At 63.2% G+C, this 26006-nt stretch carries 24 protein-coding genes; 13 read left to right on the plus strand and 11 right to left on the minus strand.

The window, feature by feature from the left end:
• Window positions 1-284 precede the first annotated feature (284 nt).
• From V7714_RS08310 to V7714_RS08320, 3 genes are read left to right on the plus strand one after another with little or no spacing between them, the layout of a single operon-like run.
• Complete coding sequence (locus tag V7714_RS08310; RefSeq protein WP_335709296.1) at window positions 285-1103, plus strand: phosphate/phosphite/phosphonate ABC transporter substrate-binding protein; 819 nt, start codon at window positions 285-287, stop codon at window positions 1101-1103.
• 2 nt (window positions 1104-1105) lie between these two features.
• Window positions 1106-3967 carry an EAL domain-containing protein gene (locus tag V7714_RS08315; RefSeq protein ID WP_335709297.1) on the plus strand — a complete coding sequence of 954 codons (2862 nt, stop codon included), beginning with the start codon at window positions 1106-1108 and terminating at the stop codon, window positions 3965-3967.
• Window positions 3968-4022: 55 nt separating this feature from the next.
• On the plus strand, window positions 4023-5246 hold the full coding sequence (locus V7714_RS08320) for an MFS transporter (RefSeq protein WP_335709298.1): 1224 nt from the start codon (window positions 4023-4025) through the stop codon (window positions 5244-5246).
• Between the two features lie 70 nt (window positions 5247-5316).
• Here the strand turns inward: V7714_RS08320 and V7714_RS08325 are convergent, their stop codons facing one another.
• The 4 genes from V7714_RS08325 to V7714_RS08340 all read right to left on the minus strand — a co-directional run bounded on the left by V7714_RS08325 (window position 5317) and on the right by V7714_RS08340 (window position 8569).
• Complete coding sequence (locus V7714_RS08325; RefSeq protein WP_284195250.1) at window positions 5317-5508, minus strand: hypothetical protein; 192 nt, start codon at window positions 5506-5508, stop codon at window positions 5317-5319.
• A gap of 64 nt (window positions 5509-5572) precedes the next feature.
• Window positions 5573-6268 carry an N-acetylmuramate alpha-1-phosphate uridylyltransferase MurU gene (gene murU, locus V7714_RS08330; protein ID WP_335709299.1) on the minus strand — a complete coding sequence of 232 codons (696 nt, stop codon included), beginning with the start codon at window positions 6266-6268 and terminating at the stop codon, window positions 5573-5575.
• Between the two features lies 1 nt (window position 6269).
• The gene (gene ltaE, locus V7714_RS08335; protein WP_335709300.1) at window positions 6270-7310 is read right to left on the minus strand and encodes a low-specificity L-threonine aldolase; all 1041 of its coding nucleotides are present in this window, start codon (window positions 7308-7310) and stop codon (window positions 6270-6272) included.
• 239 nt (window positions 7311-7549) lie between these two features.
• Window positions 7550-8569 (minus strand): aminoglycoside phosphotransferase family protein, encoded by a 1020-nt coding sequence (locus V7714_RS08340; protein WP_335709301.1) that lies wholly within the window; start codon window positions 8567-8569, stop codon window positions 7550-7552.
• Between the two features lie 73 nt (window positions 8570-8642).
• On the opposite strand from V7714_RS08340, the gene V7714_RS08345 reads away from it, so the two are divergent.
• The 9 genes from V7714_RS08345 to V7714_RS08385 all read left to right on the plus strand — a co-directional run bounded on the left by V7714_RS08345 (window position 8643) and on the right by V7714_RS08385 (window position 18053).
• Entirely contained in the window at window positions 8643-10760 is a 2118-nt protein-coding gene (locus V7714_RS08345) for an LPS-assembly protein LptD (protein WP_335709302.1), read from the plus strand.
• A 2-nt stretch (window positions 10761-10762) separates the two neighbouring features.
• Window positions 10763-12061, plus strand: coding sequence for a peptidylprolyl isomerase (locus V7714_RS08350; protein ID WP_335709303.1), 1299 nt, complete (start codon window positions 10763-10765; stop codon window positions 12059-12061).
• Window positions 12062-12063: 2 nt separating this feature from the next.
• Window positions 12064-12498, plus strand: a complete 435-nt coding sequence (locus V7714_RS08355) for a GFA family protein (RefSeq protein WP_335709304.1) — start codon at window positions 12064-12066, stop codon at window positions 12496-12498.
• Window positions 12495-13517, plus strand: coding sequence for a 4-hydroxythreonine-4-phosphate dehydrogenase PdxA (pdxA, locus tag V7714_RS08360; RefSeq protein ID WP_335709305.1), 1023 nt, complete (start codon window positions 12495-12497; stop codon window positions 13515-13517). Before V7714_RS08355 ends, pdxA begins: the two co-directional genes overlap by 4 nt.
• 200 nt (window positions 13518-13717) lie before the next feature.
• Complete coding sequence (gene rsmA, locus V7714_RS08365) at window positions 13718-14503, plus strand: 16S rRNA (adenine(1518)-N(6)/adenine(1519)-N(6))-dimethyltransferase RsmA (protein ID WP_335709306.1); 786 nt, start codon at window positions 13718-13720, stop codon at window positions 14501-14503.
• A gap of 401 nt (window positions 14504-14904) precedes the next feature.
• Window positions 14905-15795, plus strand: a complete 891-nt coding sequence (locus V7714_RS08370) for a transporter substrate-binding domain-containing protein (RefSeq protein WP_335709307.1) — start codon at window positions 14905-14907, stop codon at window positions 15793-15795.
• A gap of 101 nt (window positions 15796-15896) precedes the next feature.
• Complete coding sequence (locus V7714_RS08375) at window positions 15897-16646, plus strand: amino acid ABC transporter permease (RefSeq protein WP_335709308.1); 750 nt, start codon at window positions 15897-15899, stop codon at window positions 16644-16646.
• Window positions 16646-17305: an amino acid ABC transporter permease gene (locus V7714_RS08380; protein WP_335709309.1), complete on the plus strand. Its 660-nt coding sequence runs from the start codon at window positions 16646-16648 to the stop codon at window positions 17303-17305. Before V7714_RS08375 ends, V7714_RS08380 begins: the two co-directional genes overlap by 1 nt.
• Window positions 17306-17324: 19 nt before the next feature.
• Window positions 17325-18053, plus strand: coding sequence for an amino acid ABC transporter ATP-binding protein (locus V7714_RS08385; protein ID WP_335709310.1), 729 nt, complete (start codon window positions 17325-17327; stop codon window positions 18051-18053).
• Between the two features lie 108 nt (window positions 18054-18161).
• Here V7714_RS08385 and V7714_RS08390 read toward each other — a convergent pair whose 3' ends face one another.
• The 5 genes from V7714_RS08390 to V7714_RS08410 all read right to left on the minus strand — a co-directional run bounded on the left by V7714_RS08390 (window position 18162) and on the right by V7714_RS08410 (window position 22130).
• Window positions 18162-18944: a substrate-binding periplasmic protein gene (locus V7714_RS08390; protein ID WP_335709311.1), complete on the minus strand. Its 783-nt coding sequence runs from the start codon at window positions 18942-18944 to the stop codon at window positions 18162-18164.
• Between the two features lie 96 nt (window positions 18945-19040).
• Window positions 19041-19862 (minus strand): crotonase/enoyl-CoA hydratase family protein, encoded by an 822-nt coding sequence (locus V7714_RS08395; RefSeq protein ID WP_335709312.1) that lies wholly within the window; start codon window positions 19860-19862, stop codon window positions 19041-19043.
• Between the two features lie 102 nt (window positions 19863-19964).
• Window positions 19965-20465 (minus strand): DUF4442 domain-containing protein, encoded by a 501-nt coding sequence (locus V7714_RS08400; protein WP_284195264.1) that lies wholly within the window; start codon window positions 20463-20465, stop codon window positions 19965-19967.
• 71 nt (window positions 20466-20536) lie between these two features.
• Window positions 20537-21100 (minus strand): TetR/AcrR family transcriptional regulator, encoded by a 564-nt coding sequence (locus V7714_RS08405; RefSeq protein ID WP_335709313.1) that lies wholly within the window; start codon window positions 21098-21100, stop codon window positions 20537-20539.
• Between the two features lie 109 nt (window positions 21101-21209).
• Window positions 21210-22130 (minus strand): LysR family transcriptional regulator, encoded by a 921-nt coding sequence (locus V7714_RS08410; RefSeq protein ID WP_284195266.1) that lies wholly within the window; start codon window positions 22128-22130, stop codon window positions 21210-21212.
• Window positions 22131-22237: 107 nt separating this feature from the next.
• Here V7714_RS08410 and metE point away from each other — a divergent pair, with 107 nt between their 5' ends.
• On the plus strand, window positions 22238-24580 hold the full coding sequence (gene metE / locus V7714_RS08415) for a 5-methyltetrahydropteroyltriglutamate--homocysteine S-methyltransferase (protein WP_335709314.1): 2343 nt from the start codon (window positions 22238-22240) through the stop codon (window positions 24578-24580).
• Here metE and V7714_RS08420 read toward each other — a convergent pair whose 3' ends face one another.
• Window positions 24581-24958: a TfoX/Sxy family protein gene (locus V7714_RS08420; protein WP_335709315.1), complete on the minus strand. Its 378-nt coding sequence runs from the start codon at window positions 24956-24958 to the stop codon at window positions 24581-24583.
• A gap of 107 nt (window positions 24959-25065) precedes the next feature.
• Window positions 25066-25836, minus strand: coding sequence for a substrate-binding periplasmic protein (locus V7714_RS08425; RefSeq protein WP_335709316.1), 771 nt, complete (start codon window positions 25834-25836; stop codon window positions 25066-25068).
• Between the last annotated feature and the right edge of the window lie 170 nt (window positions 25837-26006).

A 26006-nucleotide genomic window follows, 5' to 3' on the forward strand; every position in this document is an offset into this window, starting at 1 on the left:
CCGTCACCCCAGTATGATCCACAGACCGCCCCCCCTGATTGCCTCTGCCCGTGCCAGGGCTGAACAAGCCCTGGTCGGATACTGTCTGATTTTCCCCGCATCCGGCGCAAGGCAAGCCAGGCAAGGGATTGCCCTCTCCCCATTGCGCTGGTGGCCATGCCGGCCCGCTTGATAGGCCTCCGTGGCGGCCGAGCATCTGCTAGGCTTGTTCTAATCGGCATTGCTGCGCAGGGGCCCCTGGCCCGGCCTCCCCTGCGCCGCGCACAAGCCCAGGGAGACAATCCATGTACAGGTGGCTTTGCCTATGCGCCATCATCGCCAGCAGTTTTTTTACCCATGCCGCGGGTAAGGAAATCAGCATAGGGCTGGAGCCCTATTTCACCCCACGCCTGCTGATTTCCAGCTTCCAGCCGCTACGCGATGCCGTGCAGACTAGCCTGGGCCAGCCGGTGGTGCTGCTGACTGCGCCAGACTACCGCCAGTTCGTCCGCCGCATGGAGGCGCAAGAGTTCGATATTGTCGTCATCGGCCCCCATACCGCCCGCTATGCCGAGCAACTGGCCGCCTACGTGCCGACCCTGATAGGCCGCAGCAAGCTGATAGGCCTGGTGGTGGTGCAGCGTGAAGGCAGCATCCGGCAGGTCAGTGAGCTGGGCGAGGTCACTGTAGCCATGCCCGACCCCCTCACCGCCACCGCCATGCTGGGCGAGGAATGGTTGCGCAAGCAGAGCCTCAAGCCCGCCCTGCGCTATTACGATTTCCACAATGCTGCTGCCATGGCCGTGATACGCAACGATGCCCAGGCCGCCATCGTCAACAAGACCGCCTTTGCCAATATGCCAGCCGATATCCGCGACAAGCTAAGGGTGCTGGCCGAAACCCGTACGCTTCCGCATATGGTGGTATTGATCAGTACCCGGCTGGAAGCCGCCACACGTAAACGCTATGCCGACACCCTGGCCAACTTTGTCAACTCACGCGAACACGGCGAAAGCTTTGCCGGCAAGATAGGTTTCGCCGGTGCCGATCCCGTCAAGGAAGGGGAGCTGAATCAGGTAGAGCCCTTTGTGGTCGAACTCAAGCGCCGACTGAAAGCCGAGTAAGCATGCAGGTTCCGTTTTTCCGTACCCTCCGGGCCAGACTGGTGCTGGCCATCTTGCTGGTGCAGTTCGCCGTGCTCGGCGTACTGCTCACCAACGTCAATCGTGTCTGGTCCGACATGGTACTCAGGGCCACCGATGTACGGGTACAGGAGCTGGCTCGCCTGCTCAATGCCGCACTGGCGCCCCCCATGGCCTCGCTGGACTACGCCCCGGCAGCCGAACTGCTGGACGGGGTACGCACCCCCGAGGGCATTGATTATCTGGTGCTGTTCGACCGCCAGGGCAAGGTCGTCGCCAAGCGGGGTTGGGATGCCGAACCGGGCAGCGGCACACCGCTGCCGCCACCGGACGACCTCAAGTTGCTGAATGATGGCCGCGATATCCCCCCCATCGTACATGCCAGCACACCCATAGAATTGGCTGGCCAGCAATATGGCCTGCTGCGTTTCGGCCTCTCGACCGAGCTGCTGCGCGAATCGGTCGATCGCATCGTCTGGCAGATCGCCTCGGTGGTGGTGGTGGGCGCCGTCGTTTCCGCCCTGCTGTTGGCCTTGATCGGCTTTTGGCTGACCCGCCGGCTCTACCATCTGATTGATGCGGCAGAGCGGCAGACGGCGGCAGGCACGCCCGAGCGCATACTGGTGGAAGGGGATGACGAGGTCAGTCAGCTGGCCCAGCGCTTCAACCAGATGTCGACTGGCATACAGGAGCGGCTGGATGCACTGAAGCAGAGCGAGGAGAAATTCCTCGCCATCGCCGACTACACCTATGGGGTGGAACTCTGGCTGGACCCGGAAGGCAAGCTGGTATGGGTCAACGCCTCGGTCACCCGACTCACTGGCTATACCGTGCGCGAATGCATGGACATGTTGAACTTCCCGGTACCCCTGGCCGCACTGGAGGAGCGTGGCAAGCTGGGCACCGCCGTGCAACAGGCCTTGCAAGGCACTGCCGGCCAGGATTTCGAATTCCGTGCCATGCGCCGCGATGGCAAGACCTTCTGGGCCGCCATGAGCTGGCAGCCCATCTATGATGCCCAGGCCAACTACCGGGGCATACGGGCCTCCATCAACGACAACAGCCAGTTCAAGGAAGACCGCCTGGCACTCAAGCGCGCCGTCTACGAGCTGCAGCAGTCCCAATCGCTGAACCAGACTTATCTATCGCGCGCCGAAGGCGAGCGCGCCAGGCTGACGGCACTGCTGTCAGCCATGCGCTTTGGCGTGCTGTTCGTCGATAACGATAACCTGGTGGTATTCCACAACCCCGCCTTCAAGACGCTCTGGCTGATAGACGACAGCACCCCCATCATCGACAAGCCCATAGGCCAGGTGCTGCAAACAGCGCTGAACCGGCCGGCCAACTATGATTTCGGCACCCACCTTGAGGCCAGCGAGGCCATGGCGGCCATGGATGTCTATCCCGGCGACCTGACCATGAACGATGGCCGTATCGTCACCCAGCACTGCTATACCGTGCGGGACGAGACGGGCATCTTCACCGGCCGGCTCTGGGTGTACGAGGATGTCACGCAGGAGCATTTCCTGAACGAGCGCATGGTGTTCCTGGCGGAACGCGATGCCCTGACTGGCCTGTATAACCGCCATGCCTTCCAGGAGCAGCTGACCCGCATGCTGGCCGAGGCGGAACGCAGCCAGGATACCCTGGCCGTGCTGTATTTCGACCTGGACGAGTTCAAGTACGTCAACGATACCTTTGGCCACGGCGCCGGGGACGAACTGCTCAAGCGGGTGGCGCAGGAGATATCGGGCCAGGTGCGGCGCAATGAGTTCTTCGCCCGCCTGGGCGGAGATGAATTCGCCATCCTGGTGCCCAACGGCAACGAAGTGGAAGTCAGCCATCTGGCAGGCCGCATCGTGCAGACGGTGTCGGGCATACAGCTGAATGTGGACAACCAGCCCCTGCGGCTGTCCTCCAGCCTGGGCGTGGCTATGTATCCACAGCATGCCGAGAATGCCGAAGACCTGGTGGCACACGCCGATACCGCCATGTACCAGGCCAAGTCCGCCGGCAAAGCCACCTGGCGCATGTACCAGGCCGAGCGCGATGCCAGCCGCGAGATGGTGAACCGCCTGACCTGGAACGAACGTATCCAGCAGGCGCTGGAGCATGATGGCTTGGTGCTGTACTTCCAGGGCATCTACGAAGCCAGGACGCTGGAGGTGGCCCACCTGGAGGCGCTGGTCCGCATGAAGGACAGCAACAACCCCGGCCAGATCATTCCGCCCGGCCACTTCATTCCCCACGCCGAGAAGAGCGGCAAGATACTTGATATAGACCGCTGGGTCATAGGCCAGAGCATACGGTTGCTGGCCCGCAATCCCCATATGCCGCCGGTGGCGGTCAATATCTCCGGCCGCAGCTTCGACGAAACCAGCCTGCCCAGCTATATCAACGACTTGCTGCAGGAGTATGAGGTCAGGCCTGAGCGCCTGATGGTGGAACTGACCGAAACGGCTGCCGTCAGCGATATGCGCGATGCGCAGCGCTTTATCGAGGCTTTGCGCGCCACCGGCTGTACCGTCTGCCTGGATGATTTCGGCGCGGGCTTCTCCTCCTTCGCCTATCTCAAGCACCTCAAGGCCCATGTGCTGAAGATAGACGGCCTGTTCATCCGCGATCTGCCACGCGATCACGACAGCCAGGTTTTCGTCAAAGGCATGGCCGCCATCGCCCGTGACATGGGCAAGCAGACGGTGGCCGAGTTCGTCGAGAACGAGGAAACCCTCAGGATGCTGGTGGAGTTTGGCGTGGACATGGTGCAAGGCTATTACCTCGACAAACCCACGCCAGACCATCCGGCTTTGCACGATAGCGACTACCAGCTGATGGTCCACCGCTAGCCGGCCAGCGCACGATATAAAACCGGGCCACGCCGCCCTGGGGCAAAATTCCCCCATGCCCGCCATGCCATCTACCCTGCGCCTGATCGCCCCCTTTGCCCTGGGCTATTTCTTTTCCTACGGGCTGCGCACAGTCAATGCCGCCATCGCCCCCAAGCTGATCGCCGAACTGGGCATCAGCGAGGCTGCGTTGGGCTTGATGACAGCTGCCTACTTTCTCAGTTTCGCGGCTGCCCAGCTCCCCATCGGCATCGCCATCGACCGTTACGGCCCGCGCCGGGTCAACGCCCTGCTGCTGCTGGTCGCCGTAGCCGGCTGCGGCCTGTTTGCCCTGGGGCGTGCCGAATCCACCCTACTCCTGGCCCGCGCCCTGATAGGCCTGGGTGTATCGGGCGCCTTGATGACAGCGATCAAATCCAACGCCCAATGGTTCGACCTGCACCATCTGCCTGCCATGAATGCCTGGGTCCATGTGTGGGGCTTGCTGGGTGCAGTGGCCTCCACCGTGCCCATCGCCTGGCTGGTCGGGGTGGCCGGCATACCCGGCGCCTTTATGGCCGCAGCTGCCGTGGGTCTGGCGGCCAGCCTGCTGCTGTGGTGGTGCTACCCCGACAAGCCGCAGGCCGGCCCGGCCGAAACCCTGGGCCAAAATCTGGCGGGAACCTGGCGGGTGTTCCGTGCGCGCGAATTCTGGAGCCTGGCCACCGTGGCCTCCATCGCGCTGGGCTCGCACATGGCCATGCAGGGCCTGTGGGTAGGCCAATGGCTACGCCATGTGCGTCTGTTGAACGAGGCGGATGTGACCCAGGCACTGTTCTGGATGATGGTGGCGGGTGCGGTAGGCGCGCTGGGCTGGGGGCAGGTCGCAACCCGGCTGGCACGCCATGGCGTTGCGCCGCTGAGCGTTTATGGGGCGGCCTGTGGCCTGCATGTGCTGACCCTGCTGCTGCTGGCCACCAACCCGGCCCTGCCGGCAGCCTGGCTGACCGCGGCCTACGCCCTCACCGGCATGGGGGGCAGCCTTTGCTATGCCGTATTGACGGCACGCTTTCCCATTGCGCTGGCCGGCCGTGCCAACACCTCGGTCAATCTGCTGATCTTTGTGGTGGCATTTGGCGTGCAGGCCGGCGCTGGCTTTGCCCTGCACAGCCTGGAGCATCACTGGAATCTGGACACAAGCACAGCCTACGCCACCCTGTTGGGCGGCCTGGCACTGCTGATCACAACAACCCTGCTATGGGCCTTGCTGGACAAACGCCACCCGCCCAGCCCGGCATAGCCCCGTCGGCCAAGTGCGGCCGGCGAGGTGCGGCCGGCGAGGTGCAGCCGGCCAGGTGTGCCGCAATCAGTCAGGAAGCCGGCTGCTGCGCTACCGGCTGGCGTATGGTGGGATAGTGCACCCAATGAACCTGGCCACCACCGATACGGGCTCCACGATTCACCGCATCCACATACTTGGCATCCACCACATACTCATAGTCGGTGTGGGTCGCACAGCCCGTCAGCAGGGCGGCCATGGCCGCAACAATCAGCAAGCGCATGATGTTCTCCCGGATGCCGCAAGTGGCATCCAGCTCCCAGACTAGGCGCTTGTCCGGCAGGCTATCAGGACACCCGACAAGCGGCGCGGGCCGCCTCCAGCCGCTCTACCGTCCCCACATCCAGCCATTGCCCTGCATAGCACTCCCCGCTGATGCGGCCCTCGGCCATGCCCGTCAGAAACCAGGGTAGCAAGGGGCCCGGCTGCCCCCTGGGGACGTCGGCGAAGAACGCCGGGGTGTACAGCGCCATGCCGCTGAACGTCAGTGGCTGCAGGCCGTCTGCATGGGGTAGCAGTTTGCCATCCGGTTGCAGCGCCAGATCAAAGCCCGTCTTGTAATCAGGCTTGGGCACCAGCACCAGATGGGCACGTGCCCCGCCTGCCTCTGCCAACTGCTGCGCCAGTGGCTGCAACTGGGCAAACGGATAATCGGTATAGACATCGCCATTGACCACCAGGAAGGGTGCATCACCCAGCAAGGGCAATGCCTGGGCGATACCGCCGGCGGTTTCCAAAGGGATAGGCTCTGGCGAGTAATGGATCTTTACCCCCCAATCGCTGCCGTCACCCAGGGTTGTTTCTATCTGCCGGCCGAGCCAGGCATGGTTGATCACCACCTCGTGGATGCCCGCAGCGGCAAGGCGCCGCAAATGCCAGCCTATCAAGGGCAGGCCACCCACTTCCAGCAAGGGTTTGGGCGTGGTGTCGGTCAAGGGCCGCATGCGCTCGCCCCTGCCTGCGGCCAGGATCATCGCCCGCATCTCAGCGCCCCTCGAAATAGCGGGTGGCAATCGCCAGGGCCGCCGCAACGGCCTGGGCATCCACATCGAGGTGGGTTACCCAGCGCTGGGCCGTGCCCACGCTGCTGACCAGCAAGCCCTGCTCCGCCAGATAGGTACTGAAGCCCTGGGCCATGCCCGGCTCCAGCTGTACGAACACCATATTGGTCTGGGTCTCCACCGTCAGCCCCGGCAGCTTGCGCAAGCCTTCTGCCAGCAGGGCCGCATTGGCGTGGTCATCGGCCAGCCGGGCCAGATTGCGTTCCAGCGCATACAGGCCGGCGGCGGCCAGCATGCCGGACTGGCGCATGCCACCACCCAGCATCTTGCGCCAACGGCGGCCCGCCTGGATGAAATCACGCTTGCCCAGCAGCACCGAACCCACCGGTGCCCCCAGCCCCTTGGACAGGCAGACCGAGACCGAATCGAAGCCACTGGCGATATCGGCCGGCGCAACCTGGCTGGCCACGGCGGCGTTCCACAGGCGGGCGCCATCCAGATGGGTAGCCAGGCCCAGGCCGTGGGCCCAGTCTGTCACCATGCGGACATAGCTGGCCGGTAATACCTTGCCGCCTATGGTGTTCTCCAGCGCCAGCAGGCGGGTGCGGGCAAAGTGGGCGTCGTCGGGCTTCACGGCCCGCTTCAGCTTCTCCAGCGGCAGGCTGCCATCGGCCAGGTTCTCTATAGGCTGCGGCTGTATGCTGCCCAGCACGGCGGCGCCCCCGCCCTCATACTTGTAGGTATGGGCGTCCTGGCCCACCAGGTATTCATCACCGCGCTGGCAATGCACCATCAGGCCTATCAGGTTGGACTGGGTGCCGCTGGGCACGAACAGCCCTGCCTCAAAGCCCAGCAGCTCAGCGCAATAGGCCTCCAGCCGCTGCACCGTGGGGTCATCGCCCCAAACATCATCGCCTACCGGCGCCGCCACCATGGCTGCACGCATGGCATCGGACGGCCGGGTAACCGTATCGGACCGGAAATCGTACAGCACGGGGCCGCTTGCAGCCTGGGGGTAGCTCATGGCAAATCCTATCGATGGCTTGTTGCTAGATCATGCCACCCGCTTCACCCGGGCAGCGCCTTGTTCAACTGTGCTCGCAGCATACTACGCAGAACAGACAGGGACAGAACCGCGGCCTGCAGGTTCAAGCCGGCACCAGGAGGTGGGCTGGAACATAGGCAGCGCCTATGTGGTTGGGGGTGGGGTGGCCCCGCCCAGCCCGCCATCACCCCGCCATGCCGCAAACGGCTGGCGGGCGATCAAAAGGTGTAGCCCACGCCCGGTACAAAATCAGTCAGCTTGTTGAGCAGCTTGTACAGCGGATGCAGCTCGGTATAACGGGCGCAGGTTTCACGCAGATAGGCCACGGCCACCGGCATGTCGTCTATATAACGCGGCTTGCCGTCGCGGTGAGCCAACCGGGCAAAAGTGCCCAGCGTCCGTATCTGGCGAAACACGCCCATGATCTCGAACTGGGCATAGAAATCGTCAAATGCGGCCGGCACCGGCAAGCCGGCCTGGCGTGCCGCCTCCCAATAGCGCACAGCCAGATCCAGCCGGAAATCCTCGGGCCACTGCACGTACATGTCCTTCAGCAGCGAAGCCAGGTCATAGCAGATGGGGCCGACGCGGGCATCCTGGAAGTCGATCACCCCTACCCGCTCATCCAGCCCGGTCTGGCGGCTGCCGGTGACGATCAAGTTGCGGCTATGGAAATCGAAATGGATGGCGACCTTGCCCTGCATCTGGGCGCGCGCCACCAGCAGCGAGCGGCTGCGCTCCCAGATGGCCAGGTCCTCGCCAGCCAGCGGCTTGCCCAGATGACGGTCGGCATACCACTCGGCAAAGCGGTTGAGGTCTTCCACCATGATCTCGGCGCTGTAGTTGGGCAGGTTGGCAACCGGCACATCACGCTGCAGGGCAACCAGGCTGGCAATCACCCAGCGATACAGCACCTCGGCGCCGGCTTCATCGGTGGCGGCCAAGGCCATCTGCAGGTCGACCTCGCCCAGGTCATCCAGCAGCAGAAAGCCTTGCTCAAGATCCTGCGCCAGCACCCGTGGCACCCGCAAGGCAGGTTGCAGCAGGGCAGCTATCTGCACAAAGGGTGTCAGGTCGTTGCGGTCCGGTGGGGCGTCCATCACCATGCGGCTACTGCCGTCAGCCAGCAAAACCCGGAAATAACGCCGGCTGCTGGCATCGCCTATTGGGTCCGACAGGCTATGGTCACCAGGCAGTTGAGTATGTAGCCACTGACGCAGCGTATTGATTCGATCCATGGGGCGAGTTTGTGCGAAGCGGGAAAGTATGCGATTTTAGCGCACTTCCTATCAGGCTCCCTCCCTGCGTCACATGCCGCGTTTCTCTCCGCTCCCCCTCGCCCTGGCCCTCTGTACGGCCCTTGCAGCCCATGCCGAAGAAGTCGCCGGCCCTACCGTGCTGCAGGCCGACAAGATAGAAGGTACTGGCAATACCGAAGCGCGCGCCAGCGGTAACGTGGCGCTGGACAGGGATGGCCGCCGCATCGAGGCGCAGTGGCTCAAGCTGTTCGAGACCACCCGCGAAATCCGCGCTGGCGACCAGACCCGTCTCAGCCAGCAGGGCGATCTGCTGGAAGGCGGCGAGCTGTATCTGAAGGAAGACACCCGTACCGGCGAGCTGGATGCCCCCCGTTACCGGCTGGGACAACGGCAGGGACGTGGCGATGCCGTCAAGCTGCTGTTCGAGGGCAAGGACAAATACCGCCTCAACAAGGCCCGCTTCACCACCTGCCAAGTCGGCCAGGATGACTGGTTCATCCGCGCCCGCGAGCTGGAGCTGGATTACACCCGCAATGTCGGTGTGGCCCTCAACAGCACCATCGAATTCAAGGGCGTACCGCTGCTGTACTCCCCCTATCTGGATTTCAGCCTGGATGGCTCGCGCAAGTCCGGCTTCCTGTCGCCGTCCATCGGCTCCAGCGGTTCGGGCGGCTTTGAGCTGATCGTACCGTACTACTGGAACATTGCGCCCAATATGGACGCCACCATCGCCCCGCGGCTGATCAGCAAGCGCGGGCTGATGTTCAACAATGAGTTCCGCTACCTGGGCCAGGACATGACCGGCCAGTTGACGGTCGAGACCATACTGAAGGACAGGGTGTACGGCAGCAGCCGCAGCGCCTTCCGCCTGCAGCACGATCAAGGGCTGGCGCCCGGCCTGCGTGCCGGCCTCAACCTGCAGAAAACCACCGACGACCGCTATTTCGCAGACTTCGGCGACCGTATCGCCGTGGCATCGCAGACCTTTCTGCCGCGTGAAGGCTATCTAAGCTACAGCCATGGCAACTTCGGCGCGGTACTGCGCATGCAGCGCTACCAGACGCTGCAGGACCCCACCAACCCGGTGGCCGTGCCCTATGCCCGCCTGCCGCAACTGACCGTGAACTATCAGCCCGCCCTGCCGGCGCCGTTCCGGCTGGATCTGAATGGCGAAGCCGTCTCCTTCCATCACCCCACCCAGCTGACCGGCGAGCGGGTAGTGGCCTATCCCAGCCTGAGCATGCCCATGGAGCAGGCCTGGGGCTTTGTCACACCCAAGGTCGGCCTGCATCTGAGCCATTACAAGCTGGACGATGGCCGCAGCCTCAGCCGTAACCTGCCCATCTTCAGTGTGGATTCCGGCCTGTATTTCGACCGCGAAGGCCAGTTCTTCGGCAAGGACATGGTGCAGTCGCTGGAGCCACGGGCCTACTATGTGCGCATACCGCACCGTGATCAGTCGGCCTTCCCCAATTTCGACTCGGGCGTGGCCGACTTCAATTTCGCCCAGATGTTCAGCGAGAACCAGTACACCGGCAGCGACCGCATCAACGATGCCAATCAGCTGACCCTGGCACTGACCTCGCGCCTGTTCGAGGCCGATAGCGGTATAGAGCGTGCCCGCGTGGCCGTGGGCCAGCGCTTCTATTTCGACCGTCAGCGGGTCACGCTGAACGAAGCGGCACGCAGCCAGGACACCAGCGCCTCCGACCTGATCGCCACCGCCGGCGGCCAGCCCTTTGATCACTGGTGGATGGATGGCGCCGTGCAGACCGACGGCAACGGCCACCAGACCCGCAAGGCTGCGCTCAACCTGCGCTACCAGCCCGAGGCCGGCAAGCTGCTCAATCTGCGCTACCGGCTTGATCGCCTGACCGATATCAAGCAGATAGACCTGTCGGCCCAATGGCCGGTCAGCGCCCGCTGGCACGTGGTCGCTCGACAGAACTGGTCCATCCGCGACAAGCGTTCTTTGGAGCGCTTGCTCGGCCTCGAATACAATGGCGGCTGCTGGGTATTCCGCATGGTGTCGCAACGCTTCGTCACCTCGGGCAACCAGACCAGCAGCCCCTTCTTCCTACAGCTGGAACTGAACGATGTAGGTCGACTCGGCTCCAATCCGCTGCAAACGCTCAAAGAGAGCATTCCCGGCTACACCAAGTTGAACTGACCATGACCGCTACCTTGTCCCGCCTTGCCGCCGCCCTGCTTGCCGCCAGCCTGCTGGCCACGGCCCATGCCGCCGACCCTCTGACGCTGGATCGCATCGTGGCGGTGGTGAACAAAACCGTCATCACCGAATACGAGCTCAACACCCGGGTACGCAGTGTGACTGCCAACCTGCAGCGGCAGAAGATCGCCCTCCCCGCCGAGGACGTACTGCGGCGCCAGGTGCTGGATAGGCTGGTCAACGAGAAGGTGCTGTCCGACTACGCCGCCGATACCGGCATACGGGTGGATGAGCGCCAACTCGACCAGACCATGGAACGGATAGCCGGCCAGAACCAGCTCAATCTGTCCCAGTTCAAGGCCGCACTGGAAAAGGAAGGCACCAGCTACCCGGCCTTCCGCGAGCAGATACGCCAGGACATGCAGATACAGCGTCTGCGCGAGCGTGAAGTGGATAACCGCATCTACGTCACCGATGCCGAGATAGACCAATATCTGGCGGCCAACCCGGATCAGGCCAAGGCCGAGCTGGAATACCGGCTGTCGCACATTCTGGTCGCCATTCCCGAAGGCTCGGGCCAGGACGTGGTCAACACCAAGGGCCAGCGTGCTGCCGAAGCCGCCCGCCAACTGGCGGCTGGCAAGCCGTTTGCCGAAGTGGCAGCAGCCTTCTCCGATGCGGGCGATGCCCTCAGCGGTGGCGAGCTGGGCTGGCGCTCGGCCGGCCGTCTGCCGCCGTTGTTCCTGGAAGCGCTGAACAAGCTGGAAGCCGGTGGCGTAACCCAGGTGCTGCGTAGCCCGGCCGGTTTCCACCTGGTCAAGCTGCAGGAAAAACGCCAGCGTGATGGCAAGGAAATCATCAAGCAGACCCATACCCGCCATATCCTGGTCAAGGTCAACGAACTGACCTCGGATACCGACGCCAAGAACCGTATCCAGGAGCTGCGCGAGCGCATCGTCAACGGCGCCGCCTTTGAGGAACAGGCCAAGCTGCATTCCGAGGATGGCTCGGCCCAGAAGGGTGGCGACCTGGACTGGATCTCGCCCGGCGATACCGTACCCGAGTTCGAGCAGGCCATGAATGCACTCCAGCCTGGCGAGCTGTCGCAGGCAGTGCGCTCGCCCTTCGGCTGGCACCTGATACAGGTGATGGAACGCCGCGACCAGGATGTGACCCAGGACAAACGCCGTACCCGCGTGCGGATGGAACTGCGCGAGCGCAAGTCGGACGAGCAGTATGAAGACTGGTCACGCCAGCAGCGCGACCAGGCCTTTGTGGAAATCCGCCTGGACGACAAGTAAGCATGACAGCGGCACCGCTACTAGGCAGCTGCCTCTGTGGCGGTGTCCGTTACCAGATAGATGGGCCGCTGTCGCCCATCGATCTCTGCCACTGCGGCATGTGCCGCAAGGCCCACGGCACGGCCTACTCCAGCAATGCCGTGGCGGCTGCAGCCGATTTCCGCTGGCTGGCCGGCACCGCCCTGCTGACCGAGTATGCGTCCTCGCCCCGCCGACGCAAGTACTTCTGCCGCCAGTGCGGCTCCCAACTGCAGATACGCCGTACCGACAGGCCCGAGATCGTGGTGATCTGCATGGGCAGCCTGGACAGCCCGACCGCTAGCCGACCAGCGCACCATGTATTCTGCGACGCCCGCGCAGACTGGGACGAACCGGACGCCGACCTGCCGTGCTACCGCATCTACCCTGGGCACGAGCCCGAGGACACCCCCGCATGAGTACGCCACGCATCGCCATCACCGTTGGCGAGCCAGCCGGCATAGGCCCGGAACTCTGTACCGCACTCCAGCCCGGCCAGCACGCCGCCAGGCTGATACTGCTGGGTGACAAGCCGTTATTGCAGGCGCGTGCGCGCCAGACCGGCAGTAGCGTGCAGTTGGTAGACTACGCGCCGGAGACCCCGCCCGCACCGGGCAGCCTGGAAGTGCTGCATATTCCCCTGCCTGCCCCCTGTGTGGCAGGCCAGCTTGACCAGGCCAACGCCCCACAGGTGCTGGCCCTGCTGGACCGGGCCGTGGCGGGTTGCCAGTCGGGCGAATTTGCCGCCATGGTGACCGCCCCCTTGCACAAGGGCATCATCCGCGATGCCGGCTATGGCCGCTTTACCGGCCATACCGAATACCTGGCCGAACTGACCGACACCCCTCAGGTGGTGATGCTGCTGGCAGGCCGCTGCGATGCCGTCAAACCCGGCTATGCCTTGCGCGTGGCCCTGGCGACCACCCATCTGCCGCTGCGCGAGGTGGCCGATGCCATTACCCAGGCCAGTCTGACCCAGACCCTGCGCATCCTGCATGCCGATCTGCAGCACAAGTTCGGCCTGGCCCAGCCCACCATACTGGTGGCGGGCCTCAACCCGCACGCCGGCGAGGGCGGCCACCTGGGCCGAGAGGAACTCGACACCCTCATTCCCGTATTGGACAGCCTGCGTCGCGAAGGCATGCGCCTGATCGGCCCGCTACCGGCCGACACCCTGTTCAACCCACCGGTGCTGGCACAGGGTGATGCCGTACTGGCCATGTACCACGACCAGGGCTTGCCCGTGCTCAAGCATGCCACCTTCGGCCAGGGCATCAATCTCACCCTGGGCTTGCCGTTGATACGCACCTCGGTCGACCACGGCACGGCCTTGGACCTGGCAGGCACCGGCCGCGCCGATGGCGGTTCGCTGGTCGCCGCCGTAGACCTGGCCATCACACTGGCCGGCAACCAGGCACACGCCCAAAGGGCCGGCTAGCCCGCGCCCCTTCCGCCAGGTTTTTCCTGGGCGGTGCATGGCAGGCGTAATGCCTAAGAGCCTGGCCATGTTCCAACTCAGCCCTATGGGCCAGCGCGCAGCAGCTGGCAGGTGGGTACGCCTAGCTTGCACCACCAGGCCAGCACGGTTTTGTTCGTAGCGCTTAGCTACAGAGGGCCGACGGCCCTACAATACAGCCTATGAGCTCCCATATCCCCCGCAAGCGCTTTGGCCAGAATTTCCTGCAGGACCAAGGCGTGATATCCGACATCGTCAGCTGTATCAACCCGCAGCCGGCCGATGCCATGATAGAAATCGGTCCCGGCCTAGCCGCGCTGACCGAGCCCCTGCTGGCCAAGCTGGACGTATTGCACGCCGTGGAAATCGACCGCGACATCGTCGCCAAGCTGTCCGGCCGCTTCGCGCCAAGCAAGCTGGTCATCCACAATGCCGATGCACTCAAGTTTGACTTTGGCCAGTTGGCCGCACAGATCGCATCTGGCCGCCAGGTGCGCCTGGTCGGCAACCTGCCCTATAACATCTCCACGCCCTTGCTGTTCCATCTGGCCAGCTATGCCAGCCTGATCAGCGACTGCCATTTCATGCTGCAGAACGAGGTGGTGCTACGCATGGTGGCCGAGCCCGCCTGCGCCGATTACGGCCGGCTCTCGGTCATGCTGCAGTATCACTTCCATATGGAAAAACTGCTGGATGTCCCGCCCGAAGCCTTCTTCCCGCCACCCAAGGTGGATTCGGCCATTGTCCGCATGATTCCCCGCCCCTTCCCCACGCCAGTACGCAATCTGGATGCACTGGAGAAGCTGGTGGCACAGGCCTTCGCCCAACGCCGCAAGACCCTGCGCAACAACCTCAAGGGCATCGTCGATGACGCACTTTTCGATGCCACAGGCATAAATGCTGGCGACCGTGCGGAAAACCTGTCGGTACACGACTACGTGCGGCTGACCAACGCCCTGCCAGACTAGCAGGCCAGCCCCCTTTTGTGTGGGCTGTAGCCCACACAAAAGGGCCTGAAAAGGGCTTGAAAACCACCGGATTACTGCGGTTTTCCCTGCTTTCCCCCCATTATTAGGGATTCCCCGCTTGTTGCGCCTATGCCGGCCGCTACACTTTGCCCATCCCGACGAGTCGCCGTATCCACCGGCAGCCCTCCATGACGGTTCAAGGACTTACCTGTCCTGAAGCACAAGGCCAGCCTGCCATCCCTGATGCAGGCTCGCGTATGCCGGCATGTTGCAAGGTCGCAAGACACGCAGCAGTACAAACCCACGGAACCGATACGAATTGATGCCTAGGCCATGCCGGGAGCAGCTATAGTCTTTTCGTGAAGTGCGATGATCGAACAACCCTAAAGGAGCAAACCGCAATGCAGAAGTCCCTGATCCTGTCGGCCGCCGTAGCAGCCGTCCTTGCTGGCGGCGCACACGCCGAGGAGCTCACCGGCACGCTGAAGAAAATCAACGATACCGGCATCATCACCGTGGGCCACCGCGAGTCGTCCATCCCCTTCTCCTACCTGGATGACAAGCAAAAACCCGTCGGCTATGCCATGGACCTCTGCCATCAGGTTGTCGCTGCCGTGAAGAAGAAGCTGAACAAGCCTTCGCTGGTGGTCAAGCTGGTGCCCGTCACCTCGCAGACCCGCATCCCGCTGATGGTCAATGGCACCATAGACATGGAATGCGGCTCCACCACCAACTCCAAGGAACGCCAGAAGCAGGTCGGCTTCAGCTACTCCTACTATGTCACCGCCGTACGCATGGCCGCCAAGGCCAGCGCAGGCATCAAGACGCTGGACGACCTGAACGGCAAGCCCGTGGTGACCACCACCGGCACCACCTCCGACCGCTATATCAAGCAGAACGAGCAGGGTAAGGCCATCGACGTGAAGAACGTCTACGGCAAGGACCATGCCGAGAGCTTCCTGATGGTGGATACCGGTCGCGCCGCCGCCTTCGTGATGGATGACATCCTGCTGGCCAGCCTGATCGCCAACTCGCGCAACCCCAAGGACTTCGCCATCGTCGGCCCTGCCCTGTCGGTCGAACCCTACGGCATCATGCTGCGCAAGGATGACCCCCAGTTCAAGAAGGTTGCCGACGACACCCTGGCCGCCATCTTCAAGTCGGGTCAGATCAATACCATCTACAACAAGTGGTTCATGACACCGATTCCGCCGAAGAACATCAATATCAACCTGCCCATGAGCGACAAGCTCAAGGAAGCCATCAAGACCCCGACCGACGCCGGTATTTGATCTCGTTGTCACCTGCTTGATGGCATTGCCTGCGGCCGCACCCTGCGGTGTGGCCGCTGCGAGGGGAGCGTAATGCTCCCCCTGTGTTTAAGGAGTTACCCATGGGTCAATACCAATGGAACTGGGGCATTATCCTCGAAGAGGTATATGGCACCGGTGAGTACTACTACCAGTGGCTGATAACCGGCCTGGGCTGGACGGTTGCGACCGCCCTCAGCGCCTGGGTCATCGCCCTGATACTGGGTTCGCTGATAGGTACCGTGCGTACCATGCCCAACAAATGGCTGGCTGGCCTGGCCACCGCCTATGTGGAGCTGTTCCGCAATATTCCGCTGATCGTCCAGCTGTTCCTGTGGTTTTTCGTGCTGCCCGAGGTATTGCCCGAGCAGATGGGCACCTGGATGAAGCAGGACATGCCCATGCCCGAATTCATCACCGCCGTGATCGGCCTGGGCCTGTTCACCAGCGCCCGGGTGGCCGAGCAGGTACGCACCGGCATCATGGCCCTGCCACGCGGCCAGCGCTATGCCGGCCAGGCATTGGGCTTCACCCTGGGGCAGACCTATCGCTACGTGCTGTTGCCCATGGCCTTCCGCATCGTCATTCCGCCGCTGACCTCCGAATTCATGAATGTGTTCAAGAACTCGGCCGTGGCGCTGGCCATAGGCGTGACCGAGCTGACCTTCCAGATGCGGCAGATCACCGGCGAATATGCCCCAGGCAACCCGATTGAAGTCATGACCATGGTCAGCGTCATCTACCTGATCATGGCCTTCTCGGTGAACCGCCTGATGGCCTTTATCGAGCGCCGCGCCCAGGTGCCCGGCTACATCAGCGGAGGAAGCAAGTAATGGACTTCAATTTCTCCGCCATTGTCGATTCCAAGGACTTCCTGCTCGAAGGGCTGAAGTACTCGCTCACGCTGACCCTGTTTGCCACCTTCTTTGGCATCGTGTTTGGCACCCTGCTGGCCATGGCTCGCCTATCTAGCATCAAGCCACTCAACCTGGCGGCGTCGGCCTACGTCAACCTGTTCCGCTCGGTGCCGCTGCTGCTGGTGATCTTCTGGTTCTACATCCTGGTGCCACTGATCAGCGGGGTACAGGTGGGGGCAGACAAGTCGGCCTACATCACCTTCGCCATCTTCGAGGCGGCCTATTTCTGCGAGATCATCCGGGCTGGCATCCAGTCCATCTCTCGCGGGCAGGTATCGGCAGGCCAGGCCATGGGTTTCACCTATGCCCAGAACATGCGCTACGTAATCCTGCCGCAGGCCTTCCGCAACGTGGTGCCGCTACTGCTGACCCAGACCATCATCCTGTTCCAGGATACCTCGCTGGTCTACGTGGTGGGCGCCACCGATCTGCTGGGCGCCGCCAGCAAGATCGCCAACCGCGACTACATACCTGTAGAGATGTATGTCACCGTCGCCGTCATCTATTTCACCATCAGCTTTGTGCTGTCGCGCCTGGTCAAGCGCCTGCATACCGCGATCGCAGTGATACGCTAAGGCATTGAGGACTCATACCATGATTTCCATCAAGAACGTTTCCAAGTGGTACGGCAACTTCCAGGTGCTGACCGATTGCACCACCGAGGTCAAGAAGGGCGAGGTCGTGGTGGTTTGCGGCCCGTCCGGCTCAGGCAAGTCCACCCTGATCAAGACGGTGAACGCGCTGGAGCCCTTCCAGAAGGGTGACATCGTGGTCGACGGCATCTCCATTGCCGACCCCAAGACCAATCTGCCCAAGCTGCGCTCGCGGGTAGGCATGGTGTTCCAGCATTTCGAGCTGTTCCCGCACCTCACCATCACCGACAACCTGGCCATCGCCCAGCAAAAGGTGCTGGGTCGCAGCCGCGATGAAGCGCTTGCCAAGGGTGCCAAGCTGCTGGAGCGGGTAGGCTTGTCGGCGCATGCCGCCAAGTTCCCTGGCCAGCTCTCGGGTGGCCAACAACAGCGCGTCGCCATTGCCCGCGCCCTGGCCATGGACCCCATCGTCATGCTGTTCGACGAGCCCACCTCGGCCCTGGACCCGGAAATGGTCAACGAGGTGTTGGACGTGATGGTGCAGCTGGCCCACGAGGGCATGACCATGATGTGCGTCACCCATGAGATGGGCTTTGCCCGCAAGGTGGCCAACCGGGTGATCTTCATGGACAAGGGCAAGATAGAGGAAGACTGCTCCAAGGAGGACTTCTTCGGCAGCCCCCGTGGCGAGCGGGCGCAGCTGTTCCTGTCCAAGATCCTGCAACACTGAGCCAGCGGCCACCGTCCCGTTCATAGCAAGCTGGCCCTACCAAGCAACAGGCCCGAATCGGTGATTCGGGCCTGTTTCATTACCGCGCCACGGCGCCCGTATCCCGCCTCAATGCTTGGCTGCCCCCTGGTAGGGCGCCAGCAGGCCTTGCATGGCCTTGTTGCGTATCAGCCGCTGTATGCCAGCATCCAGCGCATTGCGCAGTGGCACGGCCTGCTTGATGCGGCGGCTGACCAGGAAGTGCAGCCCTACCGGCGCCTCTTCCGGTACCGGCCTGATCTGCAGGCTGCCATCTGTCAGCATGTCCTTCAGACGGGTATCGACCAGATGCAAGGCGGCAATCACCTCGCGCTTGTCCAGAAACAGATCACAGTGGCCGGCATGCAGTTTGGCAATCAGCTGCGGATAATTGGCTGCCCCCACATCCACCTTGGCATTGTCCAGGCCATAGCTCTCGAAGGTGTGTCCCATCAGGCCGCACACCCGGTAGCGATGCAAGTCGTCCAGCAGCCTGATCGGCAAGCCATTGGCGAAGTAACGGCTGCTGTAGAGATAAACGCTGTTCAGCTGCACATAGGGCTCGGTCACCAGAAAAGGCGCCGGGTCGACCTGGGCCGTGGCCACATTCAGCGCCAGGGCATAGCGCCCCGATTGCACCAGGGCCAGGCAGCGTCGCCAGGGCAGCATCTCCACTTGGGCGGCAGGCAGGCCGGCCTCCTGCAGCAGGCGTGCCAGCAAGTCCACGGCCATGCCTATGGTGCGGTTATGCTGGCTATAGCTAAACGGCGGGAGTTGGGCATCGGCAGCACAGGCCAATAGTGGCGCGGGTGCTGCCATGGCAGGCGCTGCCAACAGCAGCAGGGCGATAAACAGAGATAGCAGGCGCGGCATGGCAAAACCCGGTGAGACGCTAGTTCGGTATAGCACCCCGCGCCCCTCCCCGCCCCGCAAACACAGGCGCCCAGGCTGACCGGGCGCTTGCGCCGCTCAGTCGCGGAAGGTCGGCTTTTCCTTCATCACATGTGCCATAGCGGCTGCCTCCAGGTCACGCGAGATCAGCATGGCCGCATTCCAGGTCGCCACATAGCGCAGGCCTTCGGCCACCGTATGGTCACGCGCATAGTTCAGGTTGTCCTTGATACCACGCGTGGTCAGCGGCGCCTTGGCAGCGATCGATTCGGCCACCGTCATCACCTCCATCAGCAGGCTGGCCCGGTCGGCCAGGCAGTTGCTGACCAGCCCCATCCTGGCGGCGTCCTTGCCGCTGACTTCACGGGCGGTGAAGGCCAGCTCGCGGGTACGGCCATCGCCTATGATCTTGGGCAGGCGCTGCAACACCCCCACGTCAGCCACGATGCCCAGGTCCACCTCTTTCAGGCAGAAGCTGGCATCGGCCGAGCAGTAGCGCAGATCGCAGGCGGCGATCAGATCCAGCCCGCCCCCCACACAACTGCCGTGGACAGCGGCAATGACCGGCTTGCTGCAGTGCTCTATGGCGGTCAGGCAATCCTGCAGGTCCAGGATAAAGCGCCGTAGCTTCTCCGCCTGCCTGCCCTGGCAGTCGTCCTGTATGCGGCCCTGCACGGCCATCAGCATGCCCAGGTCTATGCCCGAGCAGAAGTTGGCACCGTTTCCCGATAACACGGCCACCCGTGCAGCCGGCTCGCCATCGAGCCAGCGCATGGCATCGCGCAGCTCGCGCCACATGGGCTCGTTCATGGCATTGGCCCGGTCGGGTCGGTTCAGCGTGATCTGGGCAACATGGTTTTCCAGAGTAAGGGACAGGGTGGTATAGGTAGGCAGGCTCATGGATGGACAGGTATTCGCAGGCAGATACTTACAGGATAGTCAGTTCCTGCCGCACTACACGGCTGCGGCAGGATTATTTCTTTGCCCTCAAGCGACGGGCGTTCAGTTGCGCTTCTTCGGTATCCAGGCCCAGACCATTTCACAGATGATGGGTTCATTACCCGATTCATCGGTCACCGTCACCGGCACCAGTACATCGCCCTTCTCCAGGGTACGGACGCTGTTGATCTGCTCGGCCGTCAGGGCAGCCACAGCCTTGAGGTCGCCCTGGGCGCGCTTCTTGTACTCCACCTTCATGGACTTGAGCAGGGGCAGCTTGTCGTCCGGCAGGTTCATGCCCACGGCAAAGCCGGTGGCCGTCTCAGCCAGCAGCGCCATGGCGGCGGCGTGCACGCCCTTGATATGGTTCTGGTTCTTGCTGACATTGCGGATATGGCAGATCACCCTTGCGGTGCTGACTTCCTCGAAGTCGATACCGGCAGTGCCGGCAAACTTCACATAGCGGCCAAAAGCCTTGGAGCGCGCCCAGCGGCGCAAGGGGCCGGGGACCTTCTCAAACTTGGCGACGATACGGCTGAAGGCATTGCTGAAGGTCTGTTCCATCGTGTTTCCTTGGTGTGTCCCGTTATAGCCAGTGGCCGTTTTGCTCGAACGATACTGCGCGGGCACCGCTTTCAGCGGGCACCCAGGTCCAGCCTGAGCTGCTTCTTGACCGCATCCATCCAGGTCGGATCAAAGCGGGCAAGCTGCAAGGCACCTTGCAAGGTAGCCAGCAGGGTGGCCGCCTTGTCCTCGCAACTGCCAGCGAACTGAAAGTACCCGCCTGCTATGCCCTCGCGCAGCACCCCCAGGCACCATTGGTACAGCTCCTGCATAAAGGCGCGGGCTTCCTCCCGCACCGGCTCCGGCAGGGTAGCCCACTCAGCAGCCAGCATGCCGGTCGGGCACAGCCGTTCGCTGTCGGCATAGTCCATGGTCAGCAGGTCTACATACCATTCCAGTTTCAACCAGGGGTCCTGGGTGGTAGCGGCATGGTGCTCCGCCGTACGCCGTATCCGCCGCCGGTAGCGGCCCACCAACGCCAGGCCCAGATCGGTCTTGGTCGGGTAGTGGTAATGGATAGCCGCATTCTTCAATCCCAAGGGCTGCGCCAGATGGTGGTAGCTGAAGCCATTGAAGCCCCGCTCCAGCCAAAGTGCCTCCGCCAGATCGAGTATGCGTTTCGCGGTATCGTTCATGTGGCGCTCACTGTAACCAAGCAAGTGCTTGAAAGGCAACTAATCCTTACGATATAGCCGGGGCTGACGGCTCCCCTGCGACACGACCGCAGCGGTCGCCCTCGCCACCCTATAGCAGGCTGATACCCGGCAGGCTGCTGGCACAGGTGGCCCTGACAGTATCGACAAAGTCCTCCACATAGGCGAGGCCAGCGCGGCTGGGCGGCACTGCCGCGTACAGCTCGCCAAACAGGCCCTGCTCGCCTATGGGCCTGGCTGTCACATAGCGACGCTCCAGATACGGCGCCACCGCCCACTCCGGCAGGGCCGCCACACCACGCCGGCTGGCCACCAGCTGCAAGATGGCCACCGTCAGCTCACTGCTGCGGCGGCGCGGCTGCACGCCAGCCGGCCGCAATACCTGGCGTATCACATCCAGCATATCGTCCGGCACCGGGTAGGTGATCAGGGTTTCGTCGGCAAAATCCTCGGCCTGCAAGGCAGTACGCCCGGCCAGCTGATGATCATTGGCCAACAGGGCCACGATCTCGTAGCGGAACAGCGGAAAGTAATGCACCGGCTCAGCCTCATCGCGCTCCGAGACGATGCCCAGGTCGGCCTCGTTCTGATGGATCAAGCCCACCGGATCGGCATGAAAGCCAGAGACGATATCCAGCTCCACCTCGGGCCAGCGGGGGCGGAACTCGTCCATGGCCGGCATCAGCCAGTCAAAACAGGTATGGCACTCCACCGCAATACGCAGGCTGCCCGCCGCGCCATCGCGGATACGGCCGATATCACGCAAGGCGTCACCCACCTGGGGCAGCACCTGGTCGGACAGTGCCAGCAGGCGCTGGCCGGCTGGCGTCAGCTTGAGCGGCTGGGACTTGCGCTCGAACAGGCTGAGCCCGAACTGGTCCTCCAACTGCTTGAGCTGGTGCGACAGGGCCGACTGGGTCAGATTGAGCCGCTCGGCGGCGCGGGCCACCCCGCCGGTTTCCACCAGGGCGGCAATGGTACGGAGGTGGCGGAGTTCCAGTGCTGTGCTCATGAGTAATTTCGATAACAAACCGTAAAAAGATGCGTTTTGATCATAGACGGAGCACGCGCATCATGCAAAGCGTTCATTGATGCATTACTCCATCGAAAGGATTACTCATGTTAACCACCCATACCCTGGGCTTCCCCCGCATAGGCAGCCAACGCGAGCTGAAGTTTGCCGTCGAGCAATTCTGGCGCGGCGAGCTGGACGAGGCCGGCCTCAATGCCACCGGCCGCGAGCTACGCCTGCGCCACTGGCAATGGCAGCACGCCGCTGGCTTGCGCTTTGTCTCCGTCGGCGATTTCTCCTATTACGACCAGATACTGGATACCACCGTACTGCTGGGTGCCATCCCCAAGCGCTTTGGCTTTGATGCAGCCCAGCTCAGCCGCAGCCAGTATTTTGAACTGGCGCGTGGCAATGCCGCCCAACCGGCTTGCGAAATGACCAAGTGGTTCGACACCAACTACCATTTCCTCAAGCCCGAATTCGACCATGACACCCGCTTTGACGGCGGCCCGCAATGGCTGCTGGACGAGCTGCAGGAGGCCACCCAGGCCGGCTTCCAGGCCAAGGTGCAGTTGGTGGGGCCACTGACCCTACTCAAGCTGGCCCGAGTACAAGGCATAGACGCGCTGTCCCTGCTGCCGCGCCTGCTGCCTGCCTATGTACGCCTGCTCAGGCAGCTGGCAGCCGAAGGCTGCAACTGGGTGCAGCTGGACGAACCCATCCTGGGCCTGGATCTCGACAGCCCCTGGCTGAATGCTTACGCCCCGGTCTACCGCGAGCTGGCAGAAGCCCATCCCGGCATCCTGCTCACCACCTATTTCAGCAGTGTGGCCGAGCATGCCGAGCTGCTCAAGAGCCTGCCGGTAGCCGGCCTGCACCTGGACGCTGTGCGCGCCCCGCAACAGCTGGGCGCCTTTGGTGACTGGCCCGCCGGCAAGGTACTGTCGATCGGCATCGTCGATGGCCGCAATGTCTGGAAGACCGACTTGGATGCCGCGCTGGACAAGCTCACTCCGCTCTACCACCGCCTGGGCGACAATCTCTGGGTGGGTAGCAGTTGCTCCCTGCTGCATGTACCGGTCGATCTGGACCAGGAAACCCGCCTGGCCGAAGAGATCAAGGATGGCCTCAGCTTTGCCCGGCAGAAACTGGCAGAGTTAGCTACCCTGTCGCGCGCCCTGTGCCTGGGCCGCAGCGTCTGCTTCCAGGCGCTGGAGCAGAACCGGGCGGCACTGGCACGCTACCGCACGCTGCCTGCCCGCAACGATACCGCCGTCGCCCGCCGCCTGGCCAACCTGCCCGAGATTGAACGCGGGCTCAGCTACGGCGAACGCGCCCTGCTGCAGCGCGAGCGCTTGAAGCTGCCACTACTGCCCACCACGACCATAGGCTCCTTCCCGCAGACCAATGCCATACGCGCCCAGCGCGGCGCCTATAAGCGTGGCGAGCTGAGCCAGGCCGATTACACCCGCGCCATGCAGGCGGAGATCGCCCACGCCGTCAGCCGGCAGGAAGCCCTGGGGCTGGATGTGCTGGTGCATGGCGAAGCCGAGCGCAGCGATATGGTCGATTACTTTGCCGAGCAGCTGGCTGGCGTGGCGGTCTGCCAGCATGGCTGGGTGCAGAGCTACGGCTCGCGCTGCGTCAAGCCACCCATGATCTGGGGCGACGTCAGTCGGCCGCTGGCCATGACAGTGGAGTGGACCCGCTATGCGCAGTCCCTGACCCACCTGCCCATGAAGGGCATGCTGACCGGCCCGGTCACACTGGTGCAATGGGCTTTCGTACGCGATGACAAGCCGCGCGCTGAGGTGGCCTACCAGATGGCCCTGGCCCTGCGCGATGAAGTGGCCGAGCTGGACGCCGCCGGCATCGCCGCCATCCAGATAGACGAGCCGGCTTTCCGCGAAGGCCTGCCACTGAAGCGCGCCGACTGGCCGGCCTATCTGGACTGGGCGGTGACCGCCTTCAAGCTCAGCGCCGCTGGCAGCCGACCAGAAACCCAGGTGCACACCCATATGTGCTATTCGGAATTCGAGGACATCCTGCCTGCCATCGCCGCCATGGATGCCGACGTGATCACCATCGAGACCTCGCGCTCTGCCATGACCCTGCTGGATGCCTTTGGCGAGTTCCGCTACCCCAATGAAATCGGCCCCGGCGTCTACGATATCCACTCGCCGCGGGTGCCGCCCGTCGCGGAAATGACCACCTTGCTGGAAAAGGCTCTCAAGGTGATCCCGGCAGAGCGGCTGTGGGTGAACCCGGATTGCGGCCTCAAGACCCGCGCCTGGCCGGAGACCGAAGCAGCGCTGATCAATATGCTGGCAGCCACTCGCCAGTTGCGCCAACGCCTGGCCGCCGGCACGGCAGAAACCCTCGCGGCAGCCAGCGTAGCCACGGCAGCGCATGTGCATGAGGGCGAATGCTGCGGCCCACGCGGGGAGTAATCAGGCCACGGCCGGCTTGCGGGCCTTGGGCGCCTTGGCGGCCCGGGCCCGCGACCGGGCCCGCAACGCCACCTCCAGCGCGGCGCGCGCCCATTGCAGTAGCGCGCCGCGCTCCTCCAGCACCTCGTCCGGTATGCGGTAGTAGTTCATCTTCGACAGCTTGCCGTCCTTGCCGCTGTATTCAAACGGCCCACAACCCTGTGCCGTGTAGGCGGGTATGGTCTGCGCATCAGCCTTCAGGTAGGGCACCTCGTCCACCACGATGGCAAAGATCAGGCCATCGCAATACACGCTCCAGCCACCAAACATGGCCCGGCTGCTCATATGCCCCATGGGCGACAACTGCTCACACAGCCATTCGACAAACTCGTTACGCATCCAGATACCTTCTATGGGTTTGGCCTTTATACCCGGCACCAGCAGGCCCGCTGGACTGGGCTGGCAGCGAACCACCGGGTTCCCATTGGGTTCCCATCAGACTCCCGTCAATCCCCGGCCACCTTGGGCGGCCAGGCCTCGGCGATGCGCTGGTATTCGCCCCGCTGCAACAGCGCCACCATGCCCTGATCAAATAACCGCAGATAATGGGCCGCCTTGGGGTGACGCTTGCTGAACACCGCATAGACGGGGAAGCGCTCGAACACGCCATAGGGCACCACCTTGCCCGCCAAGCCGTGACGGGCAATCAGATAGCGGCCTATCTTCTCGTCCATCAGGGTCACGTCCACCCGGCCCAGGGCGATATTACGCAGGTTCACCGCATCGGAATCTGCTTCGACCTTGATGATATCGCGATCATTGGCAATGGCAGCAGGGTACTCATAGCCCTTGACCACGCCAAACTGGCGATGGCGCAAATCCGCATGCGCCAGACTGCCGCTGACCAGCCCCGGCCGCCCCCAAAGCACGCCCCGGACTTCCAGCAGGGGCTGTTTGGGCCACAGATAAGCAGGCTCGCGGTCTGCCGTCCTGGCCATGTTCAGGGTCAATACATACCTGCCCTGCTGGGTGAGCCGGATACAACGCTGATAGCTACCGCTCTCGAAGCGAGCCGTCACCCCGCCATGGGCAAAGGCCGCCCTGGCCAGCTCAACCGACAGGCCGACCGAGGTGCCGTTCCGTAGGGCGGCGTAGGGGTACCAATCATCCTCAGCGCAGATGGTCAGACTCTCGGCCCTGGCCGGCGCCGCCAGCAGCAAGGCCAACCCACACAGACCGATGGCAAGTCCCTGCGTCAGCAAGCGGTATCGCACCATGGCAGCCTCCTCCCCTCAGCATAGGTGATGGCTACCTCGGTACAGCAAAAACCGGCGCCTGGGCGCCGGTCGGTTGCACGGTGGAATCAGGTCGGCTGGTGGGGATCAATCAGGGGAGAGCCGCTGCTTGAGATGACTCACAGGGTAAGCACCCGGGTTTCCCGGGTGCT

It is taken from the genome of Chitinimonas sp. JJ19 (assembly GCF_036961565.1).
Classification (GTDB): Bacteria; Pseudomonadota; Gammaproteobacteria; order Burkholderiales; family Chitinimonadaceae; genus Chitinimonas.